This is a genomic window from Streptomyces sp. NBC_00287 (genome assembly GCF_036173105.1).
Taxonomy (GTDB): domain Bacteria; phylum Actinomycetota; class Actinomycetes; order Streptomycetales; family Streptomycetaceae; genus Streptomyces.
This window is the reverse complement of sequence record NZ_CP108053.1, coordinates 93,037-113,300: the sequence shown is the minus strand read 5'-3', so window position 1 is coordinate 113,300 and position 20,264 is coordinate 93,037. Positions and strand designations below refer to the sequence as shown.

At 67.8% G+C, this 20,264-nt stretch carries 17 protein-coding genes and 5 pseudogenes; 14 read left to right on the top strand and 8 right to left on the bottom strand.

Annotated elements, in window-relative coordinates; genetic code table 11:
* The first annotated feature begins 87 nt into the window (after positions 1-87).
* From OHT76_RS00640 to OHT76_RS00630, 3 genes are all read left to right on the top strand, one after another.
* Positions 88-324 carry a hypothetical protein gene (locus OHT76_RS00640; protein ID WP_328868724.1) on the top strand — a complete coding sequence of 79 codons (237 nt, stop codon included), beginning with the start codon at positions 88-90 and terminating at the stop codon, positions 322-324.
* Between the two features lie 27 nt (positions 325-351).
* Positions 352-963, top strand: a complete 612-nt coding sequence (locus OHT76_RS00635; RefSeq protein ID WP_328868723.1) for a hypothetical protein — start codon at positions 352-354, stop codon at positions 961-963.
* 156 nt (positions 964-1,119) lie between these two features.
* Entirely contained in the window at positions 1,120-1,527 is a 408-nt protein-coding gene (locus OHT76_RS00630; RefSeq protein ID WP_328868722.1) for a hypothetical protein, read from the top strand.
* Between the two features lie 839 nt (positions 1,528-2,366).
* On the opposite strand, the gene OHT76_RS00625 is transcribed toward OHT76_RS00630, so the two are convergent.
* Positions 2,367-3,419 (bottom strand): LLM class flavin-dependent oxidoreductase, encoded by a 1,053-nt coding sequence (locus OHT76_RS00625; RefSeq protein WP_328868721.1) that lies wholly within the window; start codon positions 3,417-3,419, stop codon positions 2,367-2,369.
* Between the two features lie 1,082 nt (positions 3,420-4,501).
* On the opposite strand from OHT76_RS00625, the gene OHT76_RS00620 reads away from it, so the two are divergent.
* The 4 genes and pseudogenes from OHT76_RS00620 to OHT76_RS00605 all read left to right on the top strand — a co-directional run bounded on the left by OHT76_RS00620 (position 4,502) and on the right by OHT76_RS00605 (position 5,834).
* Positions 4,502-4,993 carry a DUF2975 domain-containing protein gene (locus OHT76_RS00620; RefSeq protein WP_328868720.1) on the top strand — a complete coding sequence of 164 codons (492 nt, stop codon included), beginning with the start codon at positions 4,502-4,504 and terminating at the stop codon, positions 4,991-4,993.
* Entirely contained in the window at positions 4,993-5,214 is a 222-nt protein-coding gene (locus tag OHT76_RS00615; RefSeq protein ID WP_054237256.1) for a helix-turn-helix domain-containing protein, read from the top strand. Before OHT76_RS00620 ends, OHT76_RS00615 begins: the two co-directional genes overlap by 1 nt.
* A gap of 3 nt (positions 5,215-5,217) precedes the next feature.
* Positions 5,218-5,406: pseudogene (locus tag OHT76_RS00610) on the top strand (ISAs1 family transposase); the annotation flags it as partial.
* Between the two features lie 224 nt (positions 5,407-5,630).
* Entirely contained in the window at positions 5,631-5,834 is a 204-nt protein-coding gene (locus OHT76_RS00605; RefSeq protein WP_328876764.1) for a hypothetical protein, read from the top strand.
* Positions 5,835-5,957: 123 nt separating this feature from the next.
* Here the strand turns inward: OHT76_RS00605 and OHT76_RS00600 are convergent, their stop codons facing one another.
* Complete coding sequence (locus OHT76_RS00600; protein ID WP_328868719.1) at positions 5,958-6,602, bottom strand: dihydrofolate reductase family protein; 645 nt, start codon at positions 6,600-6,602, stop codon at positions 5,958-5,960.
* Between the two features lie 724 nt (positions 6,603-7,326).
* Between OHT76_RS00600 and OHT76_RS00595 the strand changes: the two are divergent.
* Together OHT76_RS00595 and OHT76_RS00590 are read left to right on the top strand one after the other, a co-directional pair.
* Positions 7,327-8,167: pseudogene (locus OHT76_RS00595) on the top strand (aldo/keto reductase); the annotation flags it as partial.
* A 136-nt stretch (positions 8,168-8,303) separates the two neighbouring features.
* Positions 8,304-9,284 (top strand): GNAT family N-acetyltransferase, encoded by a 981-nt coding sequence (locus OHT76_RS00590; RefSeq protein WP_328868718.1) that lies wholly within the window; start codon positions 8,304-8,306, stop codon positions 9,282-9,284.
* A 776-nt stretch (positions 9,285-10,060) separates the two neighbouring features.
* Here OHT76_RS00590 and OHT76_RS00580 read toward each other — a convergent pair.
* Together OHT76_RS00580 and OHT76_RS00575 are read right to left on the bottom strand one after the other, a co-directional pair.
* A complete protein-coding gene (locus OHT76_RS00580; protein ID WP_328868717.1) occupies positions 10,061-10,270 on the bottom strand; it encodes a hypothetical protein in 210 nt (69 codons plus the stop codon).
* A 232-nt stretch (positions 10,271-10,502) separates the two neighbouring features.
* Positions 10,503-10,882 (bottom strand): annotated as a pseudogene (locus OHT76_RS00575) (transposase); the annotation flags it as partial.
* Between the two features lie 169 nt (positions 10,883-11,051).
* On the opposite strand from OHT76_RS00575, the gene OHT76_RS00570 reads away from it, so the two are divergent.
* A complete protein-coding gene (locus OHT76_RS00570) occupies positions 11,052-11,708 on the top strand; it encodes a maleylpyruvate isomerase family mycothiol-dependent enzyme (protein WP_328868716.1) in 657 nt (218 codons plus the stop codon).
* 559 nt (positions 11,709-12,267) lie between these two features.
* Here OHT76_RS00570 and OHT76_RS00565 read toward each other — a convergent pair.
* Positions 12,268-13,644, bottom strand: a complete 1,377-nt coding sequence (locus tag OHT76_RS00565; protein ID WP_328868715.1) for an alpha/beta fold hydrolase — start codon at positions 13,642-13,644, stop codon at positions 12,268-12,270.
* Positions 13,645-14,294: 650 nt separating this feature from the next.
* Here OHT76_RS00565 and OHT76_RS00560 point away from each other — a divergent pair.
* Complete coding sequence (locus OHT76_RS00560; protein WP_328868714.1) at positions 14,295-15,164, top strand: IS5 family transposase; 870 nt, start codon at positions 14,295-14,297, stop codon at positions 15,162-15,164.
* A 35-nt stretch (positions 15,165-15,199) separates the two neighbouring features.
* On the opposite strand, the gene OHT76_RS00555 is transcribed toward OHT76_RS00560, so the two are convergent.
* Positions 15,200-15,619, bottom strand: a complete 420-nt coding sequence (locus tag OHT76_RS00555) for a DUF4357 domain-containing protein (protein ID WP_328868713.1) — start codon at positions 15,617-15,619, stop codon at positions 15,200-15,202.
* Between the two features lie 82 nt (positions 15,620-15,701).
* Positions 15,702-16,100, bottom strand: a pseudogene (locus OHT76_RS00550) (transposase); the annotation flags it as partial.
* Positions 16,101-16,496: 396 nt separating this feature from the next.
* Here OHT76_RS00550 and OHT76_RS00545 point away from each other — a divergent pair.
* On the top strand, positions 16,497-17,732 hold the full coding sequence (locus tag OHT76_RS00545; protein WP_443049903.1) for an IS110 family transposase: 1,236 nt from the start codon (positions 16,497-16,499) through the stop codon (positions 17,730-17,732).
* Positions 17,733-17,765: 33 nt separating this feature from the next.
* On the opposite strand, the pseudogene OHT76_RS00540 reads toward OHT76_RS00545, so the two are convergent.
* Positions 17,766-17,915 (bottom strand): annotated as a pseudogene (locus tag OHT76_RS00540) (IS5/IS1182 family transposase); the annotation flags it as partial.
* A 127-nt stretch (positions 17,916-18,042) separates the two neighbouring features.
* Between OHT76_RS00540 and istA the strand changes: the two are divergent.
* Both istA and istB read left to right on the top strand, forming a co-directional pair.
* On the top strand, positions 18,043-19,461 hold the full coding sequence (gene istA, locus OHT76_RS00535) for an IS21 family transposase (protein WP_328868711.1): 1,419 nt from the start codon (positions 18,043-18,045) through the stop codon (positions 19,459-19,461).
* Positions 19,458-20,228 carry an IS21-like element helper ATPase IstB gene (gene istB / locus OHT76_RS00530; protein WP_328868710.1) on the top strand — a complete coding sequence of 257 codons (771 nt, stop codon included), beginning with the start codon at positions 19,458-19,460 and terminating at the stop codon, positions 20,226-20,228. Before istA ends, istB begins: the two co-directional genes overlap by 4 nt.
* Positions 20,229-20,264: the final 36 nt, after the last annotated feature.

Here is a 20,264-nt window from a genome sequence, read left to right as displayed (position 1 = left end):
GGGGAGTGAGTGTGTATGACGATGCGGCGAGCGATTGCTGTTGCCTGTACGGTCACGGCGCTCACGGCATTCACCGCGGTTGGCTGCATGAACAGCACGCGCGACGAGTCACGGGCCGCTCAGCCGGAGCAGGACGTAACACTCGGGAGCCTCAAGGGGCAGGAGCGGGATCTGACCGGCGCTGAGGAGGTCCTGGTCGAACTCGCCGAGTCGCTGCTGGTCAAGAAGTGCATGGAGGGCAGGGGCTTCCGGTACTGGGCGGGGCCGATCGCGAGCGCCGCGGAGCGTCAAGGGGACGGCTACGTCCTGGACGACGTGAGCTGAGCGCGCACCTACGGCTACGGCAGGGAGTTGGAGAAGAAGGCCGAGCGGGCTCGCCTTGCCGACCCGAATGCCGCGTACGCCAACGCCCTCCCGGAAGCAGATCGCATCCGCTACTTCAAGACTCTGGACGGCGACCTTTCGAAGGGCGAACTGTCGGTGGATCTTCCCGCCGGCGGCACCGTCAGCACCACCAGCACAGGCTGCCTGTCCGATGCCAAGGGAAAGCTGTACGGCGACACCGCGACCTGGTTCCGCGTCAACAAGATCGCCACCAGCCTGACGCCTCTTTACGTACCGGATCTCGTCAAGGACCAGCGCTTTGTCAAAGCGGTCACGGCCTGGTCGCGGTGCATGCGCGAGGCCGGCCATCCTTACACCTCCCCGGACGACATCCGAGAAGAGCGTCATGCGCTCACGCAGGGAATGAGCGCCAAGCGGGCGCACGCCACCGAGGTGGAACTGGCCGTGACCGAGGCCACGTGTGCGGTGGAGACCTCGCTGGGCAAAACGGCTCGCGCCCTCGAACGTGAGTACCGCGCCACAAAGCTCCAGCGCTACAGCGAAGACATGACCGCCTATCAGCGTATGAGGCTGGCAGCACTGGCCCGGGCCAAAAACATCATCGACTCCGAAGCCTGACGGCACCGGATCGTCCGGACACGCCGGAAGCTGAGATTTCCGCGGCACCGACGGCCGCAGATGTTCCACCACACCCAAGAGAAGATGGAGCCACCCCACCATGCGCAAACTACCTGCGACTCTTGCTGCGCTGCCCTTGCGGGCCTGGGAACGCTCGTGCCCGCCACGAGCGCTCAAGCCAACGACAACTGGACCTGCAGCGACGACTACACGGCGGCGGCGTACGGGTACATGTACGCCTGGGACTACATCGAGTGCCACGGAAGCGCCATGGGCTACAGCTCGAGCTGGGACTCCGACTGGGGCAACAGCAGCGGCCCGTTGCAGGGAGCGGACACCAACAGGGCGTCCTCCATCCTGAACAAGGGGAGCATAGCGGTGCAGTTCTTCAACGGAACCGGTCAGGACTGGGGCGGGGGGTACATCTGCCTCTCCCGGGACGAGGCCTACGCCTCCAGTCTCGCCGACAACGACTTCACCAGCGGCTACGAATCGAACGGGGCCATCAGCTCCCACCGGTGGGTGACCGCGAGCAAGTGCTCAGACAACAGCTGGGCCACGTGATCGTGCCGACGCGTCCCTGACGCGGCTCAACACAACCGAAGCGCTCCGGGATCGGTGGAGGCTCTATGCGTTGGCTCCAGGCGCCGGTTGGGGCTGGTGATGTGCGTAGTGGTTGGTGTGGGTGCTCGTGGGGCGGGATGTCTCCGATCGCTGTGTGGAGGCGCTGGTTGTTGAACCAGTCGCCCCACTCCGCAGGTGAGCGGTCGGAACGCTGACGGTGCCCTGTGCGGCAAGGCCCCTATCGGGACACGCTCGCCGGTCCGGCGGCAGCAAGCACCGCCCGGGACCGCAGGCCGACAGATCCTCAACAAGGCAGCCTGGGCCAGTTGTCCCACGGGTCATACCCTGGCCCGGACGGTGCCCCATGATTCTCACAGTTGTCCCAGATCACCACGCTGGGGCCGCCGAGTTGGAGATGGGCGCGCACGACCAGGTCTCGGTAGTTCTGCCAGGTGAAGCCACGGTGATCGCCCCGCAGATGGCCCTGGACGCGTGGCCGGTAGATCAGTCGGCTGCGTGCGCCGGTCTTGAAGCTGCGCTGGTGCCGGGGGTACCAGCGCGTCCTGTCTGCTGTGCGGTGGGCTGTCGGGCTGGTCATGTCCCGGCAGGTCGGTGAGGTCCTGGGACTGGGCACCGGGGCACGGGGCATGTTGGAGCGTGGTTGCGGGGGAGGCTGGCCGTGCGTGGCTGGCTGCACAGACTGCCCAGCGGGGGCTTCACCGTCCGCTTGTGGTCGCGGGGTGCTGTCTGAGCTGTTGTCCCAGTTCTTTCCGCAGGTCGAAGCCTCATGACACGCAGTGGTGTGCTGCGGCATCGGTGGTTAGGTCGGTAGGTCCGGTTCAGGTGAGGAGTTTGGCGAGCTGGGCCATTTCGGTGGGTGGGTCGATGACGGGCTGGATGAGGAGTTCGTCGATGCCGGCCTGTTGGAGGGTGGTGATGCGGGTGTGGAGGTCGTCGCGGGTGCCGACCAGGGCCAGGGTGTCGATCAGTGAGGGCAGGACCAGGTCCCGGTCCCGCGGTGCAATACGTCCAAGGTAGTTGGGGTAGAGCTTGGTGTGCCGGTCCGGTGCGGTGGGGGTGGTGGCGCGCCGGTCGAGGTACTGCTGCATTGCCTGGCGTTCCTCGGGGCCGAGTTGCTCGGCGAAGGCTGGTGCGTCGGCGGCGTAGGCCAGCAGCGACAGGACGAGGTGGCCTGTTGCATCCCGGGCCAAGTGGCCGTAAGGGTCCTCGTCCTCGTCGAGCAGGTGGAGCGAGGTGACCACGTAAGAGTGTGTGGGGGAATCGGCGTCGCAAGGTGTGGTGTGGGCGGCGTGGCGGCGGGCGTCGTGCAGCGTGTGCCAGGCAGTGGGGTCCAGCAGGCCGAAGGAGATGAGGCCGGTGTTGCGGCGGCCGGCGACGGCGGCGGCCTTCGGCCCGAGCGCGGCCACGACGAACTCGATCGGGTCGGTGGTGTTGACGTGTGTCCCGGTGTGCAGGAACTGGATGGTGCGGACCCGGTTGCCTTCGCGGTAGGGGGTCGGCCGTCCGGCGCACAGGTCCTGCAGTGCGGTGGTGAAGTTCTCCAGCGTGGCCGTTGTGGTGGGCCGCATGCCCAGCGTGCGGCGGGCGGTGTTTCCGGTGCCGATCCCGCAGATGATCCGGCCCGGTGCGAGGGCGTTGAGGCTGGCGAGGGCGCTCGCGGCGGCCGGGGCGGAGCGCAGTGCGGGTGAGGTCACGCCGATGCCGAGCCGGATGCGGCGGGTGGCCTTTGCACACAGGCTCAGGGCGACGAAGGGGTCGCCGTGGAGCATGGGGGTGTCGTTGACCCAGATGCTGTGCAGGCCCAACTCCTCGGCCTGCACGGCGAGATCTTCCACGCCGGGGTGCGCGGCGAGCACGACGCCAGCACGCATCAGGGCCTCCCAGGGTATGGGGATCGATCCGGACTGCTCAGCATGACAGGTGACGGTGGCAGCCCGGCGGGGTCGGAGGCGTGGGGGAGCGGGTCGTTGTCGGGGTACCGGCACAGCGGCAGGATCGCGGACATCCGGTGTCGACCACCGGGTGGCACCGCCGCCCTGAAGCGCGCCCCGGCGACCCGCAGTGGCCTGAGCCCGCCAGCACCGTTCGGTTGCCCGTCCATCGGTACCGTGCCGAACGGCACGCCGTATCACCACCGCACCTCATGGCTCAGCGGCCGGCGGGAAGAGGAGGTGACACAGCTGGTGAGGCTGTCTGGTGCACAACTGCAGTGTCCCCGGCGGCCGTTGGGATGGTGTGACGAAAACTGAAGTCTGTGCCCGGCGGGACGTGTCCCTGGTCTGTCAGTGCCGCCTGCCACTGTCCACGCGCACCCTGACCTGGCTTGCCGGCCTGCTCCGGCGCTGTCTGTAGGCGGTGCGGTCGCGGTGGCGGGCGCTGCCGCCGGGGAAGAGGGCCGCGAATCGTCCTGGCCGTGCTGCGGCACGGTCAGCGCCTGGCCGGCCCTGGCCGACGGAAACGACGTGTCCGCCACCACCGTGCGGCGCCGGCGAGACGAGCTGTTCGCACTGCTTGTGGCCTGCTCGGCATGAAGGCGGAGCGTTTGGTGATGGCGCCTGGGTTGTGGGGTCGGGTGCAGCCGTGGGGGATGGGCGCTCTGCGGCTGTGTCGCAGGTGCCGTGTGAGGTGTTCGCCGGGACTTTGGGGAGGCTGTGGCGGTACTGGACGGCTGCCGGCCAGGACGGTCCGTGATTGCTGCGCGGCGCCCAGAGCGCTTCGCCTGTTGGCGCTGTGCCCGGTGGAGCAAGGTTTCGGCGTAGCCGTATGGTGTCCGATTTGTGGCCGAGCGGGGCTGGCTTCGGCAAGGTCAGGAACCTTCGCGTGCACGCCCTGCCAATGGGGGCAGCGGCCTCCCACCACGATGCGAAGCCGCTGCCCCGCCCTCTGTCCCAGTCCTTGCTTCACCTATCGAGATTCGATAGGTTCCCATCGTGTTTCGATGGAGGGATGGGTTATGGGAATGCTGGCAGTGCGCGTGCTGCGTGTCGTGCTTGTGGTGGTGTTCGTCGGTACCGTGTTCGTGCAGGCATTGATGGTGTGGGCGCTGGTCAGCGGGAGTGATCCGGAGGACGGGTCGCTCCCGCTGACTCCGTTGCGCGTGATTACGGTCCTGGGCATCGGGACGGTCCAGGTCGCCCTGGTCTGTGTATGGCGGCTGGTGACGATGGTGCGATGCGGAACCGTGTTCTCCCACGCCGCCTTCCGGTACGTGGACGTCATGATCGGCGCGATCGTGGCGGCTGCTCTCGTGTGGTTCGCGGTCACGGCCGTCAATGCGCCGGGCCAGCGGGAGGATCCGGGCGTCACCCTCATCATGGGCGGGGTTGGCGTGGCCATTCTGGGGGTTGCGCTCATCGTGCTCGTGTTGCGGATGCTGCTCGCCCAGGCCGTCGCCCGCGACGTCGAAGCGGCGCAGATGCAGGCCGAGTTGGACGAGGTGATCTGATGCCGATCGCCGTCGACATCGACGTGATGCTGGCCAGGAGGAAGATGTCCGTGGGCGAACTCGCGGACCGCGTGGGGATCACTCCAGCCAACCTGGCGGTACTCAAGAACGGCCGCGCCAAGGCGGTGCGCTTTGCGACGCTCGCCGCGCTCTGCGAGGTGCTCAAGTGCCAGCCAGGCGACCTGCTTCGCTGGGAGGCCGAGGACACCGCGGGCGAATGAACCGTGCCTGCGGACGTGTCATCGCCGATCCCGCTTGCCTTTGACCAACTCCGCGAGCATCCCGGGGTCGCACCCGGTCAGATCCCGGGCCTGCTGGAGTGTCTGGCCGAGGTGCCCGACACTCGCGATCCGCGCGGTGTACGGCACGCTCGGGTCGTCATGCTTGCGCTGACCGCGTGCGCGGTTCTGGGCCGAGCGGCCTTCCTGTCGGCGGTGCGTGAGTGGATCACCGGCGCCCGGCCGTGTGTCCTGGAGGGTTGCGGCGTACGGCCCGATCCGCTGTTCCCGAAGCGGTGCCTGCCGGGGGAGGGGAGGGTGCGTGGGCTGCCGGGGTCGCGTCGACAGCGATGTGTTGGATGGGGTGGTGGGCCGCTGGCCGGCCGACCGGCGTGGTGGGCGACGGTCGGCTGCACGCAGTGGCGGTCGACGGCAAGATCCTGCGCGGAGCGGCCAGGGCCACGGGCCGCAGGATTCATCTACTGGCAGCCTGCGGCCATCTCTGCGGCCTGGTCCTGGCTCAACTCGACGTTGGCGAGATGACCAACGAGATCACCTGCCTGCAGCCTTGGCTGGAGACCAAAGAGCGGCATTGCCGCCGGCTTGAGGCGCAACGCCGGTGACGTCGGCCGGCCGCTTGTCCTCCTCGGACTTACATGATCACGAAGCGGACGTCACGCGATGACGCCGAAGCCCTGGGGGGCGCTTGCTCGCGGTCGCGGTCCTGGACGCGGGTGGGCCGTATGTCATCTTCGCCAGAACAGGTGGTGTGTCACGCCGCTCGGGCTGGGCACGACGTCCAGGTGGTATCGGTCGAGGAGCTCGTCGGGGGATTTCCAGAGTTGTAGTCCGGACCCGAGCTTTACCGGCGAGACGGCCACGTGCATGGTGTCGACGAGGTCGGCGTCGAGGAACTGCCGGATGGTGGTGACCCCGCCGCCGAGTCGGATGTCCTTGCCCTGCGCCGCTTCCCGCGCCCGTTCGAGGACGGTGGCCGGGTCGCCGTCGACAAAGTGGAACGTGGTGTCGCTGAGCGTGAACGACGGGCGGGGGTGGTGGGTCATGACGAACACCGGTGTGCGGAACGGGGGCTCGGCCCCCCACCAGCCCCGCCACTGATGGTCGGGCCAGGGCCCGCGCTGGGGCCCGAACTTGTTGCGGCCCATGATCTCGGCACCGATGTTGCGTGCGAAGTCTCGCGTGAAGTAGTCATCGAGGCCCCGGCTTCCTGCGGGATCCGTGCGCATGGGCCAGCTCGCCGTCGCGCCGGCCCAGGCGAACAGCCTCTCCGGATGGTCATGGCCGAACGGCCGCTCGAGACTCTGGTGGTCACCGGCACCGATTCCGTCACTCGAGACGTTGAAGTTCATGACTCTCAGCAGTTGATCCACGTGTTTCCTCGTCAGGTTTGGTCGCGTCATCGTGTGGCGGGGGTGCCGCACATCATGACGTCGAACGGGACGTGGCCGGATCGACAGCGGTCCGCAGCCTTTTTCCGGGGCGCGTCAGGAAGCGGTTTTGTTGGCGGTGTGGCCGTGGCGGACGCGGACGGCATCGAGGTGGCCGAGGCGGTCCACGGCGCCCCACATCGCCGTGGTCGTCACCGCCCATCCGGCTGTTCCCGCAGCCAGCTGGTGAACCTTCCCTCTCGGAGCAGTAGCTGTGAGATCACGTAGTGGGCTCACTTCCTGTTCCTGGGGCCACGCGTTTCGGTACGGCGGCTGTGGGGGTCTTGGACAGCTCCTTTCCCCGCGACGCCAGGGCCTGGGGCGGACGGCACCGGGTGTACGGGGTCGGCCGTGACCGCCTGGACAACTGGGCAGCCTTGGGCACCCCTGCATGACGTGCTGCGCCTGCCCCGCCGGCCGGGTGCGCGCAGGGCAGCCCTGCGGCGTGCTGCGTGAGGAATGCCGGGCCTGCCGGCTCCAGGTTGCCTGTTCTGGCCGTGAGGAGCCTGGCGTGTGTTGCGTCCCAGGTGGAGTGTGTGGGGGTGTGAGGGCCTGTCTCTTCGGTCAGGTAGCTGTTGTTGCGGCCAGTGACCGACCCGTGTGGTGGGCCGACGTCGGGCGAACTGCGCTGTTGGCGTTGCCTCTTGAGGATGGGGGAAGACGGCGCGTGACTTCGGATACGTTTCGTATCGGCGGGGATCCGAGGGTGCGGCGGCTCGGGTTCGGGGCCATGCATGTGCCGACGGGGCCGGGTTGGGCCCGTGAGAGGTCTGTCTCGGTTGCCCGGCGGGCTGTCGAGCTGGGCATCACGTTGATCGATACCGCGTATCTGTATGGCGGGGGAGCCAACGAGGAGCTCCTGGCTGAGGCCCTGCACCCCTACCCGGAGGGACTGCTGATCACTACCAAGGTCGGCGTTGCCCGATCGGGCCCGCTTGGGTGGGTGGAAGCTCGACGGGCGGCGGCCGGCCATTGTGCGCGATCAGGTCGAGCAGGCGCTGCGGCGGCTGCGCGTCGGGCGGATCGAGCTGCTTCAGCTGCACCGTATCGATTCGCGGACGCCGTTCGCCGACCAGCTCGGCACGCTGCGTCAGCTGCGGGCCGAGGGCAGGATCGGCCGGATCGGGCTGTCCGAGGTCACGGTCGGCGAACTCGATGGGGCACGGCGGATCGTCGGCATTGCGCGCGTGCAGAACCGGTAGAGCCTGCCAGGCCGCGAGCACGAGCTGGTACTCGCGGCCTGCGAGGCGGCCGGGATCGCGTTCTGGCCGCGGCGCCCTGTCGCCTGGGGGGAGTCGGGGGCGAGCGCCGAGGTCGCCGCTGTGGCGGCCGAGGCCGGCGCCACCCCCACGCAGGTGGCGCTCGGCTGGCTCCTGGGCCACTCACCGGTCGTCCTCCCGATCCCGGGCACCGTCCGGATCGGCCAGCTGGAGGAGAATCTCGCCGCGGAACACCTCCACCTGACCCGGGACCATCACGACCGCCTCGACCGTCTGCCGGAGCCGGCACAGGGCTTCGTGACCTTCGTCGGCGTTCGGATCGCGCAGAGCGCCGAGACATCCCTGGGCCTCGGTGGATGTTTCGCCTCGCTTGCGGCGCATGCCCGTGGTGCGATGAAACAAGGGGGTCGGGAAGGAGCAAGCGATGATCCCACCGGCAGGGGAGCGCAAGGGTGGCGCGGGCGCTGTGTCGGTCCGCCCGCTGGGTGAGGCGGACCTGGATCGGGCTGATGAGGTCTTCAGGGTCGCCTTCGGGACGTTCTTCGGGGCTCCCGAGCCGAAGACATTCTTCGGCAGTGCCGACTACGTCCGCACCCGCTGGGCGGCTGATCCACGGGCGGCCTTCGCAGCGACGGTCGACGGTGAAGTCGCCGGATCGAACTTTGCCGTCAACTGGGGCAGCGTCGGGTACTTCGGCCCGCTGACCGTGCGTCCGGACCTGTGGGACCAGGGCATCGGCAGGCGCCTGATGGAGCCGGTCATGGACTGCTTCGAGACCTGGAACAACCGGCATCTGGGCCTGTTCACCTTTGCGGAGAGTCCCAAGCATGTTGAGCTCTACCGCCGGTACGGTTTCTGGCCCCGATTCCTCACAGCCATCATGAAGAAGCAGGTCGCAGACGGTGCCGCGGTCCCCGGCCGGGTACTGTACGGCGAGCTTCCCGCCGCCGAGCGGCCCGGCGCCCTCAGCCTTGGCCGCACACTGACCGGGGCCGTGTACGAGGGCCTGAGCGTGGAACGCGAGATCGTGGCCACGCACGCGCAGGGACTCGGTGACACCATGCTGCTTCAGGGGGCCGGCTCCGAGCTCGATGGCCTGGCCGTCTGCCACTGCGGAGCCGGGTCAGAGGCCGGAGACGACGTGTGCTTCGTCAAATTCGGCGCCGTGCGCCCTGGCCCTCAGGCGGCCGACCGGTTCGAACGACTGCTCACCGCGTGCGAGCGGCTCGCCGCCGAGCGCGGCCTTGGGCAACTGGACGCCGGAGTGAACCTGGCCCGCCAGGATGCCTACCGGCGCATGGCCGACCGCGGTTTCCGCACCTGGCTGCAGGGCGTGGCCATGCACAGGCCCAACGAACCCGGCTACAGCCACCCCGACGCCTACGTGATCGACGACTGGCGCTGAGAGCACGCCGCGCGCGGCCCGCGAGGAAGGCCCGGTGCTGCCCGGACCCGTGCACATTCCGCGTCGGCGCCGACGGCCGGACACCTCCCGGACCACTGTCGAAGTGCTGTCCCTTCTCATGGACAGAGCCAGGTGGAAGCGGTCTCGGTAACGGTCACACTGCTCAGCGGGAGGGGCATTCCACACCACCACCTTCCCCGGTGCTGATCGCCTCCCCGGTGACATCACGCGGGAGCACGCCGTCGAAGTGCCGGATGGGATCGCTCTGGGCTCTGGGCCCTGGGCTGTGCGGTGGCGTGTCAGCTCGAGGCCGATGGTGAGCAGTAGCTGCCGGCCCACCTGGTCGAACTGTTCCTGGAGGCGGGTTTGTGGAAGAGATCGGCCAACGCCCCTGCCGAGGCGGCGAGTTCGGGCCTGCTCCCACCAGCGGGCCACCACCGCGTGCGCCAGCGTGAACGCCTGCTGCGGCTCCACCCCTGCGCGCACCGCACGCCGTGCCACGCCCGGCCACCGCCGCTGCGCGGCCACCACTTCCGGCAGCAGGCGCAGATCGAGGTGTTCCAGCGGCTCGTCGGCATCTGCGTCCAGCAGCCAGCGCCCGTGCCGCAGGCAGACCCGCTGCTGGCGCGGCAGATACCGCACCGCCCGCAGTGTGGGGCCGGATGGGCCGTCAACTCCGGGGCGGGGGGTCTTTGTTGGGCGGGCCCAGGCCGCCCTGAAGGTGTTGGTGGCCTGGGCGGGCACTGGTGCCGGTTACCACGGTCTTGCTTTGGTGGCTAGCCAGTCGGTGACTGCAGCGTGGGCGGCCTCTGCTCGTGCGAGGTCGCCGCCAAGGCGCCGGCCCGCAGGAGCGGCCATGATTCGCTGAGCTCCCGTTTGATGGTGGCGGCAAGACCGGCGTCGTCGTAGCCCCAGTGGGAGTCCAAGAAGAACTCACCTGCCCATGGGAAGGCGAAGTCCTTGTTCTCCGAGTCCATGGCGGTCATGGACGCCAGGAACTCGAACCGGGAGCACGCCTCGGCGTAGGCGATGTCGCTGGGTTCGATGAGCCGGAAGGGCTCGCGCAGCTCGTCTCTGAGCCAGTGATCCCCAAGATCTGTGCCAGAACCCGCCCGTCAGTTACGGAGCCAGCGGCCGGGCTGACGGTCACCGACCGCATCCTCCGCGTCTGGCTGGACGGCGCCCGCCCCCGGTGCCGGAGGAGCCTGGAGTGCATCGAGACCACGGCGCGTCCGGCCGCAGCCACGGAGAGACGTCGACGGCCAGGACCAGGCGCCCGCGTCCGGGAACCGGGGCAGCGGCAGGCTGGCCGGCAGCGACCGTATTCGGTCAGAGTTGATCCGGTCCTGGCTGAGGCCGTCGTACATCGCACCGTGCCCGCGGCGGTGCTCGGGCAGGAGCGTCAGCTCGACCGCCGAGTGCGCCGCACCGGGCGCACACAGCACCGCATCCGCCCGCTCGAACAGCTCGTCGCCACGTCGGGTCAGACACGCGTATAACTCGTCCCGGAAGCGGGACGCTTCTCCTGCCGCGGCGTCAGGCACCAGACCCACACTCACGACCTTCGTCTCGTTCAGTGCACTTTGGTCGGAGTACATGATCAGACGAAGGCCGCCTCAGCGGCAGGAGAATGCCCAGGTGAGCGGCTTAGTTCGAGAACCGTTTCGACACTAGAAGGTCGAATTGGGCTCGCTACGCGGTGCAGTCGATGAGTTTGGGCGGCGATAGGAGTCTGATGGAGGACACCCGATCTCTGGAGGCTGCCCTATGGCTGAACCACATGTTCTGGACACCCGGGAAGCTCTGGAAAGGGCGATCCACGTCGAGCGGTCCGCGCTCGCTCAAGACCTCACCCGGCTCAGCGAGGCCCAGTGGGCGAAAGCATCACTGTGTGAACGCTGGACCGTGGAGGAGGTCGTAGCCCATCTGACTGCAGGTGCCAGCACGAGGATGTGGCGCTGGCTGCTGAGCATGCTGGCCGCTCGGTTCGACTCCGATCTGCACAACGACCGACGACTCGCAAAGTACCTTGGTGCTACACCTGAAGAGACCTTGCGGCGATTTCGCGATGTTGTCGCCGGGCCTGCCGGACCGACAGGACATACTGCGGCCTGGCTGGGCGAAATAGTCGTCCACAGCGAGGACATCCGTCGGCCATTGGGTCTTGTGCGGACACCTCCGGTGGCCACGACGACCGCCGTGGCCCGGTTCTTCGCCAGCCGCGATTTCACCGTCGCGAGCAACACTGCAATCGCGGGCTTGCGGGTCGAGGCCACTGACGGACCGTTCAGCACCGGCTCGGGGGATCTGCTCCGGGGGCCGACCCTCTCGCTGGTGATGGGGATGGCAGGCCGCGCGGCGGCCTGCGAAGACCTTGAGGGGGACGGTGCGGCAGTCCTGCGCGCCCGACTGCGCTCAGGTTGAGGAACAAGCTGAGTAGGTGTTTTCAACTCGCTTCCCTGTACTGCGTCCGGCAGTCCGGGAGCGGTTGATCTTTGTTCCGGAACTGGGTGCGCTTGCCGTGGGGACTTGATGGACTGCAGGTGCGGATGGCGGCCCTGGCCAAGTGCGGCAGTCATGCGGTGCTGGACGCGGAGCTGGGTGGCTGCCGGACAGGCGAGCTCACCCTCGCGGCCCGGCTGGTCCGCTCCGTCGGCCCGGACATGCTCGTCCTGGCCGACCGTGAGTTCCTGGGCGTCCCGCTGTGGCGGGCGTTCACCGGGGACGGGGCGCATCTGCTGTGGCGGGTGTCGGCCAACCGGGTGCTGCCGGTGCAGGTGCGGCTGCCGGACGGTTCCTGGCTTTCCCGCCTGCATGCCGGCACCGACGGGAAGAAGCGCGATCCGGTGCGGGTCCGCGTCATTGCTACTCTCCGGTCCCTCGCCGAACTCCTGGGCGTCAGCGGACGAACTCCAGGCTCTGCCACACCACCCGAGCTCGATCTGGGCCGCGGGTCAGGCCGGACTCAGGGTCCGGAGTGGCCCTACGGGCTGGGGCTGGCCACGCCGCTTTCGTTGACGGTGAACTGTCCGTTCGCAGCGCCGTTGAAGGTCCCGCTCTTGATCCATTCGATCAGTGCCGCTTTGAGCGTGGCGTGGGGGCCGGCCCAGGGCTCGCCGGGGCGCCCGCCGTAGGGTGTTCCGGATTCCGGGGTGCAGCGCGAGTCGGAGCAACCCTCGTGCGCAATCGCGTGGCTTGCGCACTGGACCTGCACCAGCACCTTGTTCGTCATCGATGCTGGGAGGTTGTTGAAGATGGCGGAGGAGTTGGCCGGCGGTGCGGTCGTGTCTTCGAGGCCGTGGATGACCAGCGTGGGTGTGGTCAGCTGCCCCGCGACTGTGGTGTTCCAGCCGTAGCTGGAGAACACCGGCGAGCGGATGAGGCCGGTCGGGTTGTTGGGGTCATCCCCTCCCCATTCGCGCCCCACGGTCTCCAGGTCCAGCATCTGCGTCCCGAGCTGAGCCGGAGTGCCTGGGATGACGTGTCCGGTGCAGGCCGGCTCGCGTTGCGGCGGCATTTGCCAGGTGTTGGCCGCGTCCGAGGCGGTGGTCACATGGAGCGGGAAGGTGGCGAAGCCGCCGGGCGGCGGTGTCTCCTCGGTCGGGAAACCGAAGAGCGACGACAGGAACACGGCACGGTTGACCTTCGCGACGGTGTCAGGGTGCTTGTGCAGGGTTCGGGCGATGTGCTGTCCCCCGGCCGAGTAGCCGATCAGGGTGACCTTGCCGTCCGTCGGTTGTGCCCGTGCGATGGCGTCGTCGATGACCTGGCGGATGTCGCGTACGAAGGTGTCGACGCGCGCGAAGCGGACGTTGCTCGAGTGCGGGCGCCGCTGCCCGTCGAGCGGATTGGTCAAGAGCAGCGTCGGCGTCCCCTGCTGATCGAGGGGGAAGACTGGGGTATGTGTGCGGTCGCACCCCTCAGGCCAGGAACAGCTGCCGTCCGCGTTGAAGGGCCTGAGGCTCGCGTTCCCGGGATCGTCCAGGCCGTTCTCGAACCGCGTTGAGCGGCCGTAGCCGAGCAGAGTCGGGGCGAAGGTGTCGATTCCCGCCCGGGCGAGCGCCTCCTGCGTGCTGAGCTGGCCGCCTTCCGGGGCGGGGTGGCGCAGGTCAAACAACGCCGGGCCGGGCTGGGCGCGGCCGTGGATCAGCACCGCGGCCCTGTTGGTCACCCCTGGGCATTTGCCGTTCGCGTACACCGGCCGGACGCGATGCACCTGGATCCTCGCCGGACGCCCATCGAACTGGGGGTCCGGCATGAGCCCGGGCGGCACCCTGAACCTCAGAAAGTGGTTGCTGGTGACGACGCCGGTCGGCACCTCGTCGCATTGCTGGGCCGACGGCTTGGTGGCAGCGGCCATCGATACTGTGCCGGAGCCGACGGCACTCATGATCAGGCAGACGCACAGCAGGAGCCACCTCTTCCGAACCCCGCACCTTCGGCGTCCCCCGGACCACGCCCCTCGCCCGCGCCCTGACCGCTTCCGTCTTTGGTTCGCACACCTGCCTGGCGCGCGCTCGTGGCTCTCTGGGGCGGTGTGCATGGCATCTCCCGACGGGGCTGCTGCGTATCTGTCCGGTACGGCAGCCCTTGGGCTATGCCCGTCTGTCGTCTGGGGCAGCCGTCAAGCAGCATCCTTCGGCGTGTCGTGGCGCCTTGCCAGGCTGGCTCGGCTGAACGGATCAGCGCCCCGAACAGCCGGCCTTGGCGCGATCGCAAGGCAATGACGACCTAGCCATGTACGAGGGTCCGCTGAGGTTGGTTCAAAAACACGCTCTCAGAGGTCGTTTTCATCTGAAGTACGGTTGTATCTCCGCTATTGCACCCCCTGATGGATAGGTGCAGGTGGGGCGGCCGGGCTGGAGTTGCTTGCGGAGACGGGTGATGTGACATGTGGGGCAGGAGTCAGCCTGCGCCTGTCTCATTCCAAGACGCCCGTGTCTGTTCCGTGCTTCAGTCGGGCGGAACACACGCCTGGGCGCACCCCCCGACCCGCGGTACCTCCAGGTCATGACCGACCGTCGTGCGTATCCGAGTGATCTGTCCGATGCCCGCTGGGAGTTGATCGAGCCAGTGCTGTCCGCCTGGCGCTACGAGCGCCATGGCCGGGCCCTGGGATTTGGCCGGCCGCCTGAGCATGACCTGCGCGAGATCATGAATGCGATTTTGTACGTGGACCGCACCGGGGTGCAGTGGCGCTACCTGCCGCATGATTTCCCGCATTGGAACACGGTTTATGGCTACTTTGCCAAGTGGCAGTCCGACGGCATCTTTGCCCAGCTCAACGGCCTGCTGCGGGAGTTGGTACGACAGCAGGAGGGCCGGAACGCGAAGCTATCGGCGTGCGTGATCGACGCGCAGAGCGTCAAGACCTCCACGAGCGTCCCCGCCACAAGTCAGGGCACGGACAACGCCAAGAAGATCGTAGGCCGCAAGCGGAGCATCGTGACCGACACGCTCGGTCTCCTGCTCGCGGTGCTGGTCACCGCGGCCGGCGTGCAGGACTCCGTGGCCGGCACCGCCCTGCTCGACCAGGTCGCCACCGCCCATCCCGGTATCCGCAAGGTCTGGGTCGACGGCGGCTACCGCAAGCACTTCGTCGAACACGCCGCCACCCTCGGCATCGACATGGAAATCGCCGCCCGCACCCCCGGGACCAGGGGCTTCACCCCGATCCCGAAACGCTGGGCGGTCGAGCGGACGTACGGCTGGCTGATGCTCCACCGCCGACTGGCTCGCGACTACGAGGCCCTCCCGACCCGCTCCGAGGCCATGATCCACCTGGCCATGACCGACCTGATGGCCCGCCGCCTCACCGGTGAGTCCACTATCTCCTGGCGTGACCCGACATCACCGGATCAAAGCCGTATCCCGGGATGAAACAAAGGGAAAAAACGACCTCTCAAGGACTGCGGCTACTGCGCGTTGCGGGACTCCAGTTCCCGGCGCAGGGCGTCGAGCGTGGGCCCGCCATCCTCCACATGCCACAGCGTCCACCCGTTGATCACGTTGCCGGTCACGGCCTCCGCCGCCTTGGACGGCGAGGGGAAAGGAGTGGCGTGGCCGTCGACGATCAGCTGGCCGTCGGGCGTCACCACGGCCCGCCCGGATCGATTGGCCCGGCGCTGATGGAACCTCAAGACCGTGCCGGCTTTCAGCAGGTCCGCCTTCATGAGATCGGCGAGCGGGCCGTGAGGAACCACCGGCTTGGCCGCTGTGGGTGGCGTCGGGTCCTCGGTGCCGAGGGTGAGCGTGACATGGACGGTGTCATCGCCGCTCGCGCTCATCAGATGCGCGATCACGGCTGGATCGAAGTTGATGCTGAGCGTAGGCATACGGCCTCCCGTCGACGGCGGTCCGGCCAAGCGTTGTCCCGTAAATGATCTTTGACGTGCTGGATGACCTGCTGTTTCTCCGTCACTCGGCGAGGGTGAGGTTGTGCAGGCGGGCGATGCCGAGCATGGCGTGGTGGACGCCGTCGCCCTTGAGGCGGCAGTCGCGGAGGATCTTCCAGGTCTTCATGCGGGCGAAGGCGTGCTCGACGCGGGCGCGGACTTTGCGGTGGGAGGTGTTGTGTTCCTCTTTCCAGGCGGGAAGTTCGGCCTGGCCTGTCTCGCGGCGGTGCGGGATGACCAGGCCGGTGCCGCGGTAGCCGCCGTCCGCGATGACCGTGGTCTTGCCGACGGCGTCCTTCGCGCCGGACAGTTCCCACGCCTTGCAGTCGTTGCGGTTTCCGGGCAACGGGCGGCCGACGGCGACGACGAGCCGGGTGTCGGCGTCGATGACGACCTGGTGGTTGGTGGAGTAGCGGTAGTTCTAATAGCTCATCGGTGAGCCTGAGCGTGTGAGCGCAAGGGCTGCCCAGCGAGGCGGAGGCCTGCCGCACTTCCGGGACGAGATCCCTGTGGTCAGACCGGCCATGCCTCACGCTCGTCCTGCCGGGCGGAGACCTTCGGTAGTTCCGGGACTTCGATCTCTTGTCAAAGACCGGTCCCGCCCGGCAGGAACGGGTCAGGTTTCATGTCGCCAGCCCGCCAGCAGGGGCCAACCTCTCAGCAGTTCGCGAGCCCAGAGCTCTCCAGCAGACCGAGGTCCCTGCCGGTCGCTGGAGACACGAACGGCTCATGAGATGGCGTGCCCCGAGCACTTCTATTAGAGCGCCGCGTGCTCCGCCTGGGAAACGACGTGCACGACGAGACGGAGGTAGACAGGTTGAGCGCGATCTTCTGTGGGATCGACTGGGCGGAGGGGCATCACGACATAGCCCTGGTCGACCAGAACGGCAGCCAGTTGGCCAAGTTGCGAATCAGCGACGACAGTGCCGGCTTCCACGCCCTGTTGGAACTACTGGCCCGACATGGCGACAACGTCGAGAACCTGATCCCGGTCGCCATCGAGACTCCGCGCGGGCTGCTGGTCGCCGCTCTACGAGCCACCGGCCGCAAGGTTTATGCGATCAACCCTTTGGCCGCCGCCCGCTACCGGGACCGCGGAAGCGTCTCCCGAGCCAAGTCCGATGCCGCTGACGCTCGGGTGCTGGCCAACATTCTCCGCACCGACAAGCACTCCCATCGCCCACTTCCCGCAGACAGCGAAGCCGGGCAAGCCGTTGCCGTCCTTGCCCGCGCCCAGCAGGATTCAGTCTGGGATCGACAGCAGATGGTCAACCGACTCCGATCCCACCTTCGCGAGTACTACCCAGCCGCACTCACCGCCTTCCACGGACCGGGCAAGCTGGGACTCGGCTCCGCACACGCCCGCGCCGTGCTCGCCGCCGCCCCCACTCCGGCATCTGCGGCCCGACTCACCCGCAGCCAGTTGCGCGCACTCCTCACGCGGGCAGGCCGCCTGCGTCGCGGCATTGAAACAGAGGTTGAGCGACTCCGGGAGATCTTCCGTGCGGAGCACCTCCGCCAGCTGCCCTTGGTCGAAGAGGCCATGGGGCACCAGACATCGGCACTCATCCAGCAGGTCAACGCTGCCTGCAACAGTGTCATCGACCTCGCGGCGGCGACAGAGGAAGCATTTCTCGCGCATCCGGACGCCGACATCATCACCAGCTTCCCAGGACTGTCCGTGTTGTCCGGAGCCCGAGTGCTGGCCGAGCTCGGCGACGACCGCTCCCGGTTCGCGGATGCGCGGGCGGTGAAGGCATACGCCGGCGCCGCTCCCGTGACACGGGCGTCGGGCCGCAGCCACGTCGTCGTGGCCCGCACCGTCAAGAACCAACGACTCGCCAGCGTTGGCTACATGTGGGCCTTTGCCACACTCCGCGTCGACGCTACGCGCGCCCATTACGACAGGCGACGAGCTGGCGGAGAACGCCACACCGCCGCATTGCGGAACCTGTTCAACAAGCTCCTGGGCTGCCTTTACCACTGCCTGCAGAACAGAACGACATACGACCCCGACCGGGCCTTCCCAGCCCCTTTGCCCCTCGCCGTCTGAGCCCTGACTTGACCTCTCAACGACATGAGATGTCTTCGACTGCTCGGCGACGGTGTGGTCACGGGTGGGGACCAGGGTGCCGTCCGCGATCAGCACGGTGTCCTTGCGGAACCGCTTGCGCTGCTGCAGGGCCAGCGCAGGTCCGAGGTGATCGATGATGCGATCGGCGGCCGACTTCGACACCTGTCGGCGTACACGTGAACGTCCTCGGTCGCGTACGAGTGAAAAGGGACGCTTGATGGTGCGGTGAAGGGTGGGTCCCGGCACTCTGCTGCTCGTCCGGTGAAGGGTGGCGGAGGGCGGTGACACGGTGGTCTTGGACCCGCAACGCTGGCTGGAACTACGGCGGTTCCGTGCCCTGGTGGAGTCCGGGGCGGTCAGTCTGACGGAGGTTGCCCGGGAGACGGGCCTGGACCGCAAGACGGTCCGCAAGTATCTGTCGAGCACAGCGCCGTCGGCGCCACCGAGGCGAATCTCGAATGGCAGGCCGCGGCGGAAGGCAGTCGACGAAGTCGCCCCGTTGATCGACGCGATGCTGCGGGCGGAGATCCTCATCAAGGGTGCCGTGGTGCACGAGCGCCTGGTGAAGGAGTACGGCTCAACGATCAACTACCAGCGGGTCAAGCTGTACCTGCAGGAGGCCCGGCCGAGGGTGGCTGGTGAACTGGGCATCGAGCCGCGGGAGTTGGCGGGCATGCATCGCCGCTTCGAGGTGGTTCCCGGAGCTCAGGCCCAGGTCGACTGGGGTGACGAAGGCAAGATCCTCGCCCACTTGGGCATCCCGAAGGTCTACTCGTTCCACATGACGCTGTCGTACTCGCGTGACCCGTTCTGCTGCTTCACCACCAGCCAGGACCTGCAGACCTTCTTCGACTGCCACCGCCGTGCGTTTGCCCACTTCGGCGGGGTGCCGATGTCGATCGTCTACGACCGGACAAAGACCGTCGTGCGCCGTCACGTCGCTCCCGGCGAGGCGGTGCCGCTGCACCCGGAGGCAGTCGGCTTTGCTGGCCACTACGACTTCGACATCGACGTCCTGGCCGCCTACCGGCCCACCGGCAAGGGCAGGGTCGAGCGACAGGTACTCATCGTGCGCGATCACGTCCTGGCCGGGCGGGCCTTCTCCTCCATCGAGGAGATGGACGCCGCCTTCATGGCCTGGGTCCCTCAGCGGCGGGCCCGCACCCACGCCACCCACCACGAGGTCATCGGACACCGGGCCGCCCGCGACCACGCGGCCCTCAAACCGCTGCCGCCCACCCCCTATCTGGTCGCCGAGCGACATCTGCGACCGGTCGGCAAGGACTGCCTGGTCGCGTTCGCAGGCAACCTCTACTCGGTGCCCGCCCGCAAGGTCCGCCCACGCCAGCTGATCGAGGTCAGGGCGACAAAGGCCCAGGTCGTGCTGCACTCGACCGTCCCCGATGCCAGCGGCGAGACCCTGCTGGCCGCCCATCCACGGGCGGTCGGCAAGGGCGTCCGCGTCCTCGAAGAGACGCACTGGGACGGCCTGCCCACCGGCAAAGGACGCCGCACCACCACCGGCGATGTGACCCCGCCACCACATCGTGAACCGTCAAGAAGCAGCCAGGCCGGCCCGCTGCAGGCCTTGTTGAACCGGTCCGCGGTCACCCAGATCGAGGTCGGCCGCCGTCCGCTGTCGGTCTATGACGAGCTGACCGGCACACGGCCTTTCACCACCAACTCCCCGACGAAGGAGTCCTCTTGAGCGAGCTGACCGGCAACCGTATCCGCACCACGGCCGGCAAGCTCGGCCTGCCCCACCTCGCGGAGACCATCAACGACTACACCCGCCGCGCGGACGAGGCGAAGATGGGCTACCTCGACTTCCTCGACCTGGTCCTGTCCGAGGAACTGGCCGTCCGCGACGACCGCCGCTTCCGCCAGGGCCTGCGGCTCTCAAAGCTGCCGCACCACAAGACGCTGGACGAATACGACTTCTCGTTCCAGCCCGAGCTCGACCCGCGCAAGGTCAAGGACCTCGCCAGTCTTTCGTTCGTCGAGGCCAAGGCGAACGCCGCCCTGCTGGGACCGCCCGGAGTCGGCAAGACACATATCGCCGTCGCGTTGGCGGTCGCAGCCTGCCGGGCTGGCTACTCGATCTATTTCACCAGCCTCGACGACATGGTCCGCAACCTCAGAGCCGCCGAGACGGCCGGACGGCTGGTCAACAAGCTCGGCACCTACCTGCGGCCGAGCGTCCTCGTGGTCGATGAAGTGGGATATCAGCCCTTGGAACGGGCGGAGGCGAACCTGGTCTTCCAGGTGATCTCCAAGCGTTACGAGAAGGGCTCGATCATCCTGACCTCGAACAAGACCTTCAGCGAGTGGGGCCAGGTCTTCGGCGACGAGGTCCTCGCCACCGCGATCCTCGACCGCCTCCTCCACCACTGCGAAGTGATCTCGATCAACGGCCCGAGCTACCGCCTGAAGAACCGCCTCCAAGCCATCGAGCGAGAGAACGAAGTGGCCTGACTGCTGGGGACATTCAAACGTACCGACCCGGCCAGA

Excerpts from the sequence above, each read along its gene's own strand:
- OHT76_RS00640 (WP_328868724.1), top strand. The coding sequence starts at position 88 with ATGAACAGCACGCGCGACGAGTCACGGGCCGCTCAGCCGGAGCAGGAC.
- OHT76_RS00625 (WP_328868721.1), bottom strand. The coding sequence starts at position 3,419 with ATGCGTGCTGGCGTCGTGCTCGCCGCGCACCCCGGCGTGGAAGATCTC.
- OHT76_RS00620 (WP_328868720.1), top strand. The coding sequence starts at position 4,502 with ATGGGAATGCTGGCAGTGCGCGTGCTGCGTGTCGTGCTTGTGGTGGTG.
- OHT76_RS00615 (WP_054237256.1), top strand. The coding sequence starts at position 4,993 with ATGCCGATCGCCGTCGACATCGACGTGATGCTGGCCAGGAGGAAGATG.
- OHT76_RS00590 (WP_328868718.1), top strand. The coding sequence starts at position 8,304 with ATGATCCCACCGGCAGGGGAGCGCAAGGGTGGCGCGGGCGCTGTGTCG.
- OHT76_RS00580 (WP_328868717.1), bottom strand. The coding sequence starts at position 10,270 with ATGACCGCCATGGACTCGGAGAACAAGGACTTCGCCTTCCCATGGGCA.
- OHT76_RS00570 (WP_328868716.1), top strand. The coding sequence starts at position 11,052 with ATGGCTGAACCACATGTTCTGGACACCCGGGAAGCTCTGGAAAGGGCG.
- OHT76_RS00565 (WP_328868715.1), bottom strand. The coding sequence starts at position 13,644 with ATGGCCGCTGCCACCAAGCCGTCGGCCCAGCAATGCGACGAGGTGCCG.
- OHT76_RS00560 (WP_328868714.1), top strand. The coding sequence starts at position 14,295 with ATGACCGACCGTCGTGCGTATCCGAGTGATCTGTCCGATGCCCGCTGG.
- OHT76_RS00555 (WP_328868713.1), bottom strand. The coding sequence starts at position 15,619 with ATGCCTACGCTCAGCATCAACTTCGATCCAGCCGTGATCGCGCATCTG.